Origin of the sequence: Mesorhizobium sp. M7A.F.Ca.CA.001.08.2.1 (genome assembly GCF_003998455.1) — a bacterium.
GTDB classification, from domain to species: domain Bacteria; phylum Pseudomonadota; class Alphaproteobacteria; order Rhizobiales; family Rhizobiaceae; genus Mesorhizobium; species Mesorhizobium ciceri.
In genome coordinates, this window is record NZ_RZPW01000269.1 from 1 (window position 1) to 7492 (window position 7492).

Consider the following 7492-nt stretch of genomic DNA (forward strand, 5'->3'; position numbering starts at 1 on the left):
ATCTTGAGAACCGATCTGTCTTCGAGCAGCGGTTTCAGCACCGCCAGCGCCTCGCGCAGCGGAATCTGGTTTTCGAGCGCGCCACCACCGAGCAGGTCGCCATTGCCGCTCATATGGGCGAAGGGAATGTAGGCGGCGCGTCCGGGAGCCGTGGCGATGGCCATGCCGATCAGTTCCGCCTGCATCGGATCGGCGGATGTCGCCCTGACGTCGAAGGCGGCGATGCCAGCCTCCCGTGCCTCGGCGACCCAGACTTTCAGGGCCGAGATATCGCGGATGCAGTGATAGGCCGAAATGTCGATCTTGCCGGTGGCCGCGCGCTCCAGCCTTAGTGCCGCGAGCAGGGAGGGGGTATCGCCTTGTTTTGACGTCTCCGCCGTCCCGCCGGCTTCGTCCGGTTCAGTGCCAGGCGCGTTCCGGGCAACCGGCGGCAACCCGGCCCCAACATCCGGGCCATGAGCATGATCGGCGCGTTCGACGGTGACCGCGACGGCCTGGACGTCGCCGGCCTCGGTGCTGGTCGCTTCCGCGACACGGCGGGTCAGCGAGGTGAATTCCATGGTCTTGAGGAAACCGATCAGCTTCGGGCCGTCGGGCGCGTGCAGGACGAAATCCTCCAGACCCTCGGTCACCGGTACGTCGTTCATCAGCGTCACCAGCTGACGAGAAATGCGCGCCTTGTCGGCGTTGGCGATGATCGATTCCCGGCGCTTGTCCTGTTTGATCTCGCCGGCCCGGGCCAGCAGCGTGTCGAGGTCACCGAACTGTTCGAGCAGTTGCGCCGCCGTCTTCGGCCCGATGCCGGGCACACCAGGCACATTGTCGACCGAATCGCCGGTCAGTGCCTGCAGGTCGACCATCTTCTCCGGCGGCACGCCCCATTTCTCGATGACCTCCGGAATTCCGATCTGGCGGTCCTTCATCGGGTCGTACATGGCGACCGTATCGCCAACCAGTTGCATCAAATCCTTATCGGAGGAGATGATGGTGGTATCGCCGCCGGCTTCGCAGGCGAGCCTCGCATAGGTGGCGATCAGATCGTCAGCCTCGTAGCCTTCGATCTCGACGCAGGGCAGGTTGAACGCCCTGGTCGCCTGGCGGATCAGGCCGAATTGCGGGATCAAATCTTCCGGCGGTGCCGAGCGGTTGGCCTTGTATTCGGGGTAGAGATCGTTGCGGAAGGTTTTTGACGAATAGTCGAAAATGACGGCGAAATGCGTCGGCACGATGCCTACATCGGTATTGCGGGCGTCGAGCATCAGCTTCCACAGCATGTTACAGAAGCCGGAAACGGCGCCGACCGGCAGGCCGTCGGATTTGCGGGTCAGCGGCGGCAGCGCGTGATAGGCACGGAAGATGTAGCCGGAGCCGTCGACAAGGAAGAGATGATCGCCTTTTTTCATGCCGGCAGGGATAGCGCGGCGCGGCGGCTTGGTCCATGCCAAAGGCAGCCTCGACTATCGGTTCCGGCAACACCCTGACAGATCGCGGTCGCCCTGCTCACGCCCATGTTACAAAACTGTAATTTTCGTGCCCTTGAATCGCCACGTTCAGAGACCCAAATACACGTCATCGGCAGTTTTCGCCGAGTCCGGAGCAAGGCCCGTCCCCCGCCTATCCCGGACACCTGCGGCAGCCTATCCCCCCTCTCCGGGCTGCCGCATCGTTTCGAGTAGAAGGCCGCCGTGGTTCCCCCTCCACCACGGCGGTCTTTTTTTGCCTCGCAGAGACGTTTGCAGCCCGTGGTCCAATGATCGCGGGCTTTTCGTTTTCCCGTCATGCCTTTACGGTTCCGGTTCTGAATCGAAAGGCTTCACATATGTCCGCAGTTTCCCCCGTCCTCGACCGTCTCGACAAGAATCTCGACCAGAGCCTCGAGCGCCTGTTCGGCTTGCTCAGGATCAAGTCCATCTCCACCGATCCAGCCTATGCCGCCGACTGCCGCAAGGCGGCGGAATGGCTGGTGGCCGAACTCGAGCTGATCGGCTTCGACGCCAGCGTTCGCGACACGCCCGGCCACCCGATGGTGGTTGCGCACCATGACGGCCCGGCCGGTTCGCCGCATGTGCTGTTTTACGGCCATTATGACGTTCAGCCGGTCGACCCGATCGAATTGTGGGAAAGCGATCCGTTCGCGCCTGCTGTCAAGGAGGTCGGGCCGGACCACAAGGTGATCGTCGGTCGGGGGTCGGCCGACGACAAGGGCCAGTTGATGACCTTCGTCGAGGCTTGCCGCGCCTGGAAACAGGTGCATGGCAATCTGCCTTGCCGCATCACCATCCTGTTCGAGGGCGAGGAGGAATCCGGTTCGCCTTCGCTGAAGCCGTTCCTCGAGGCCAATGCCGGCGAACTCAAGGCCGATTTCGCGCTGGTCTGCGATACCGGCATGTGGGATCGCGACACGCCGTCGATCTGCGTCGGATTGCGCGGGCTGGTGGGTGAGGAGATCACGGTGAAGGCCGCCGACCGCGACCTGCATTCGGGTCTCTATGGTGGTGCCGCCGCCAACCCGATCCGCATCCTGGCCAGGGTGCTGGCCGATATCCACGACAAGGACGGCCACATCACCATTCCCGGCTTCTATGACGGCGTCGAGGAAACGCCGTCGCAGATCCTGAAATCATGGGAGACGCTCGGCGAGACTGCCGAGACGTTCCTGGGACCGGTCGGCCTGTCGATCCCGTCGGGCGAAAAGGGCCGCTCCGTGCTGGAATTGACCTGGGCGCGGCCGACGGCCGAGTTCAACGGCATCATCGGCGGCTATACCGGTAAGGGCTTCAAGACGGTGATCGCGGCCGAAGCCTCGGCGAAGGTCTCGTTTCGCCTCGTCCACAAGCAGGACCCGAAAAAAATCCGGGCCGCGTTCCAGAAGTTCGTCAAGGAGCGCATTCCGGCCGACTGTTCCGTCGAATTCCATCCGCATGGCGGCTCGCCGGCAATCCAGCTTTCCTACGACTCGCCCTTCCTGGCCAAGGCCAAGAATGCGCTGTCCGACGAATGGCCGAAGCCGGCGGTTACGACGGGCAGCGGCGGCTCCATTCCGGTTGTCGGCGATTTCCAGACCTATCTCGGCATGGAATCGCTGCTGGTCGGGTTCGGCCTCGACGACGACCGCATCCACTCGCCCAACGAGAAATACGAGCTCAGCTCCTTCCACAAGGGCCAGCGCTCGTGGGCGCGGATTCTCGATGCCTTGACGCGCTGAGCAGCGGAACCCCTGTTTTCCTGTTGATTTTTCAGCCGATCGCGGCGAGGACGGGCCACAAGATAAAGCGCTGCAACATCCCCTGCGGGTCAGGGGGCACTGTAGGGCTCGACCGGAGAAGACAATGGCCGATATCCGTTTCCATAAAAACGACCTGCCCGACCTCTCGCACTACAATGTCGGGGCAGTGGCCATCGACACCGAAACGCTCGGGCTCAATCCGCATCGCGACCGGCTGTGCGTGGTGCAGATTTCGCCCGGCGACGGCAGCGCCGACGTCATCCAGATCGCGCCCGGCCAGAAGAAGGCGCCGAACCTCGTCAGCCTGCTGAGGAACCGCGGCGTAACCAAGCTGTTCCACTACGGCCGCTTCGATCTTGCCGTTCTCTACAATGCGTTCGGCGTCATGCCGGAGCCGGTATTCTGCACCAAGATCGCCTCGCGGCTGACCCGCACCTATACCGACCGCCACGGGCTCAAGGACATCTGCTTCGAGCTTCTCGGCGTCGGGCTGTCCAAGGCGCAGCAATCGTCGGACTGGGCGGCCGAGACGCTGTCGCCCGAACAGCTCGAATATGCGGCTTCCGACGTGCTCTATCTGCACCGGTTGCGCGATGTACTGGCCGGACGGCTGGCGCGCGATGGGCGGACCAAGGAGGCCGATGCCTGCTTCCGCTTCCTGCCGACGCGTGCCAAGCTTGACCTGATGGGCTGGGACGAAGAGGATATCTTCGCCCATAGCTGAGGGCCGTTGGCGCGCTCCGCGGGCCGGTGACCGTTTGGAACCGGATACAGGCCGTCGCGTTCTGTCGGCTCAGTTTGTCGGTGCAATTGGGGATAATGACATGGCGGACAGAAAGCCGATTGCGACCGCGCCGACAGACGGCTCCAAGGTCTCCGTGACCTGGAAGGACAGCGACGGCGTCATCAACGAATCCATCGCGCAATATCGCGACGACGGCTGGTGGGTCTATATCGACAGTCACACGCAAAAGAAGGTCGAGCCGACCAGCTGGCGCCCTGCCGCAAGCGACGACGACGATCAATAAGCGCGCCGCTGGTGAGGCCGGCTGCTTTCGAATAGCCTAAGCTGTTGATGTCGAGGCCGATTCGGGCTTTCCGGTCCGCGGTCGCCCTCTTGCTCGGAGGAAATCGCTATGGGTGTCGAAAGCCTGCTCGTCTTCATCATCATCGGTGCCATCGCCGGCTGGCTCGCCGGTCTCATCGTTTCCGGCTTCGGCTTCGGCCTGATCGGCAACATCATCGTGGGCATCGTCGGTGCGTTCATCGCCGGCTGGCTGTTTCCGCGGATCGGCTTTTCCATCGGCGGCGGCACTCTCGCCGCGATCATCCATGCCACGATCGGCGCCATCATCCTGCTGGTGCTGGTCAAGGTTCTGAAACGAGCCTGAGGCTCGACAACGCAAAGAGCGCGCCATGAAACAGAATACGCTCTATCTCGTCATCGGCGCGCTCGTCGTCGTGGTCATCGCGCTCGGCATCTATGTCTATCGCGAGCAAACCAAACCCAAGGGCGTCGAGCTCAAGATCGACGACAAGGGCATTTCGATCCAGCAGAACTAAGCTATGCGGGGGCGCGACATGGTTGCTTCTGACGCCCCGGAAGACGTCGATCAGCCCCCGATCACCGTGGCGGAATGGGAGAGGCTGAACAGGCCGCCAAGGCGCGAGGCGCTGCTGCGCTATCGTTGGCGGGTGTTTCGCTTTCTGAGGACATCCGCACCGGTCAGCGAATTGCAGGGGCAAGAGCAGGTATTCCGCGATGCGGTCGTCGCCACCGTGGCCTTCAACCGGCCCGAAATGATCGAATGGCAGATCCACCTGGTACGCCGATACCTGGCCGAGCACGAAAGCTACATCGTTTTCGACAACAGCAACAAGGGCGAGGCAAGGGAAGCAATCCGCGATCTCTGCCGTCGCCAGCATGTCCCCTATGTCGCATTGCCGAAGAACAGGCTGGTCGTCAGCAGATCGCACGGTCAAGCGCTCAACTGGATCGTGCGGAATTTCTTGCCCAGGTTCGGGCCGAAGCTGTTCGGCTTCATCGATCATGACATCTTTCCGACTGAACCGTTTTCGATCCGCGCCCGGATGGAGGGCAAAAGCCTCTACGGCAGCGTGCGGCGCGATACGCCGACGCCAGGCGGCTGGTTCCTGTGGCCCGGCTTCTGTTTTTTCGACGGAAGCCTGTTGCGGCGACGACTGGATTTCGCCCCGAGCTACAAGTTTCATATGGATTCCGGCGGTGGCAACTGGCCTGTGCTCTACAGGTCGATCGATCCGGCGCTGATTCGATTCGCTGAAAACAAATCGCTTCGCTTCGGCGCCGGACATGATCAATCCGAGGATTTTTTCATGATTGTCGATGGCTGGCTGCACGTCACGAACGCCTCGAACTGGAGGCGACAGCCGGTCGACAGGGGCGAACACATTGTCGCGCTGTTGCGGCAAGCCGGCGGTCCCGACCAGCCGGATGTGAAGTTCGAGCCCATCTGAACGAGACAGCGAACAGCGTGGCGTCAGTAACCTGCAAAGAGCAGACGCTGGCCTTTTTGGCTGCCCAACCCCAAGGCCGGCATTCGAACACGACTTAACCCGCCCTTAAATCGCCGCATCTACTCTTCAACCCGAACGCCATAGGCATCGGGGACATCAAGCACAGCGCATGGCGAACCGCAGAGACAGTCGCATCGAACCCAGTTTCGAGGGGCCGCCGCAGGCGCGGTCCTCGGCGGGTCTTTCGGTGAACGAGGAGGATCGCGTCGTGCCGAGCAATCGCAAAGCCTCCGCAAAACGCAAGCCGGCCAAAGGGAAATCGTCGCGGGTCAAGCGCGGCAGAAGCCGGCGCGGCCTGTTCGGCGTGCTCGGCCGGCTATTCTACTGGTGCTTCGTGCTCGCCATCTGGGGCGGCATCGCCGTGGCCGGCATCGTCATCTACTACGGTGCCAAGATGCCGGCGGCGACGACCTGGTCGATTCCCGACCGCGCCCCCAACATCAAGATCGTCTCGGCAGATGGCCAATTGCTCGCCAATCGCGGCATGAGCGGCGGCGAGGCGGTCGGCCTGCACGAAATGTCGCCCTATATCCCGGAAGCCGTCATCGCCATCGAAGATCGGCGCTTCTACTCGCATTTCGGCATCGACCCGATCGGGCTTTCCCGCGCGATGGTCACCAATGTGCTTGGCGGGCATTTCTCGCAGGGTGGCTCGACGCTGACCCAGCAATTGGCCAAGAACCTGTTCCTGACACCCGACCGCACGCTGGAGCGCAAGGTGCAGGAAGTGCTGCTGGCGCTATGGCTGGAGCACAAGCACACCAAGGACCAGATCCTCGAAATGTACCTGAACCGGGTCTATTTCGGCTCTGGCGCCTATGGCGTCGAAGCCGCCTCGCGCCGCTATTTCGGCAAGAGCGCGCGCGACGTCACCCTGTCGGAAGCCGCATTGCTTGCCGGCCTGCTGAAGGCGCCGTCGCGGCTGTCCCCGGCACGCGATCCGAAGGCCGCCGAGGAACGCTCGCAGCTGGTGCTTGCCGCCATGCGCGACGAGGGCAAGATCAGCGCCAAGGAACTGACCTCGGCGATGAGCGCGCCGGCAACGCGTGCGCCTTCCTATTGGACCGGCTCGGAGAATTACGTCGCCGATACCATCATGGAGGAACTGCCCGACCTGATCGGCGACGTACGCGGCGATATCGTCATCGACAGCACCGTCGACCTGAACCTGCAGAAGCTCGCCGAGCAATCGATCCGCAGGCTGATCGACGACAGCGGCAAGAAACTCAACGTCAGCCAGGGCGCCCTGGTGTCGATCGACGATTCCGGTGCGGTGCGCGCCATGGTCGGCGGCTACGACTATTCGACCAGCCAGTTCGACCGTGCTTCGGAGGCACGTCGCCAGCCGGGCTCGGCATTCAAGCCGTTCGTCTATATGGCCGCTCTTGAAGCCGGCCGCACGCCCGACAGCATCCGCAACGATGCGCCGATCAAGATCGGCAACTGGACGCCCGACAATTACGGCGGCAAGTATTTCGGCAAGGTGACGCTGGCCACCGCGCTGGCCAAGTCTTTGAATTCGGTGGCAGCGCAGCTGACCATGGAGGTCGGGCCGAACGCGGTTGTCGAGGCGGCGCACCGCATGGGCATCCAGTCCGACCTGACAGCCAACACCTCGATCGCGCTCGGCACTTCGGAAGTGACGCCGCTGGAGTTGACATCGGCCTATGTCCCCTTTGCCAATTGCGGCTACAAGCCCGACATCCATTT

Annotated in this window: 8 protein-coding genes; 7 read left to right on the top strand and 1 reads right to left on the bottom strand. The window is 62.6% G+C overall.

Going from position 1 to position 7492, the window contains the following annotated elements:
- Positions 1 to 1403: 5'-3' exonuclease H3TH domain-containing protein (locus EN914_RS17260; protein ID WP_281034658.1), on the bottom strand; the 1403-nt coding region annotated here is incomplete at its 3' end.
- 416 nt (positions 1404 to 1819) lie between these two features.
- On the opposite strand from EN914_RS17260, the gene EN914_RS17265 reads away from it, so the two are divergent.
- From EN914_RS17265 to EN914_RS17295, 7 genes are all read left to right on the top strand, one after another.
- Entirely contained in the window at positions 1820 to 3205 is a 1386-nt protein-coding gene (locus EN914_RS17265) for a M20/M25/M40 family metallo-hydrolase (protein WP_013529548.1), read from the top strand.
- A gap of 124 nt (positions 3206 to 3329) precedes the next feature.
- On the top strand, positions 3330 to 3950 hold the full coding sequence (locus EN914_RS17270) for a ribonuclease D (RefSeq protein WP_013529549.1): 621 nt from the start codon (positions 3330 to 3332) through the stop codon (positions 3948 to 3950).
- Positions 3951 to 4050: 100 nt separating this feature from the next.
- On the top strand, positions 4051 to 4254 hold the full coding sequence (locus tag EN914_RS17275) for a hypothetical protein (RefSeq protein ID WP_013529550.1): 204 nt from the start codon (positions 4051 to 4053) through the stop codon (positions 4252 to 4254).
- Between the two features lie 108 nt (positions 4255 to 4362).
- Complete coding sequence (locus tag EN914_RS17280) at positions 4363 to 4617, top strand: GlsB/YeaQ/YmgE family stress response membrane protein (RefSeq protein WP_013529551.1); 255 nt, start codon at positions 4363 to 4365, stop codon at positions 4615 to 4617.
- 25 nt (positions 4618 to 4642) lie between these two features.
- Entirely contained in the window at positions 4643 to 4789 is a 147-nt protein-coding gene (locus EN914_RS17285) for a hypothetical protein (RefSeq protein WP_013529552.1), read from the top strand.
- 18 nt (positions 4790 to 4807) lie between these two features.
- Positions 4808 to 5722: a hypothetical protein gene (locus EN914_RS17290; RefSeq protein WP_013529553.1), complete on the top strand. Its 915-nt coding sequence runs from the start codon at positions 4808 to 4810 to the stop codon at positions 5720 to 5722.
- A gap of 169 nt (positions 5723 to 5891) precedes the next feature.
- On the top strand, positions 5892 to 7492 hold a 1601-nt coding region (locus EN914_RS17295), incomplete at its 3' end, for a transglycosylase domain-containing protein (protein WP_164778769.1).

Coding starts and splice junctions, on each gene's coding strand:
- EN914_RS17275 (WP_013529550.1), top strand. CDS start 4,051: ATGGCGGACAGAAAGCCGATTGCGACCGCGCCGACAGACGGCTCCAAG.
- EN914_RS17265 (WP_013529548.1), top strand. CDS start 1,820: ATGTCCGCAGTTTCCCCCGTCCTCGACCGTCTCGACAAGAATCTCGAC.
- EN914_RS17290 (WP_013529553.1), top strand. CDS start 4,808: ATGGTTGCTTCTGACGCCCCGGAAGACGTCGATCAGCCCCCGATCACC.
- EN914_RS17285 (WP_013529552.1), top strand. CDS start 4,643: ATGAAACAGAATACGCTCTATCTCGTCATCGGCGCGCTCGTCGTCGTG.
- EN914_RS17280 (WP_013529551.1), top strand. CDS start 4,363: ATGGGTGTCGAAAGCCTGCTCGTCTTCATCATCATCGGTGCCATCGCC.
- EN914_RS17270 (WP_013529549.1), top strand. CDS start 3,330: ATGGCCGATATCCGTTTCCATAAAAACGACCTGCCCGACCTCTCGCAC.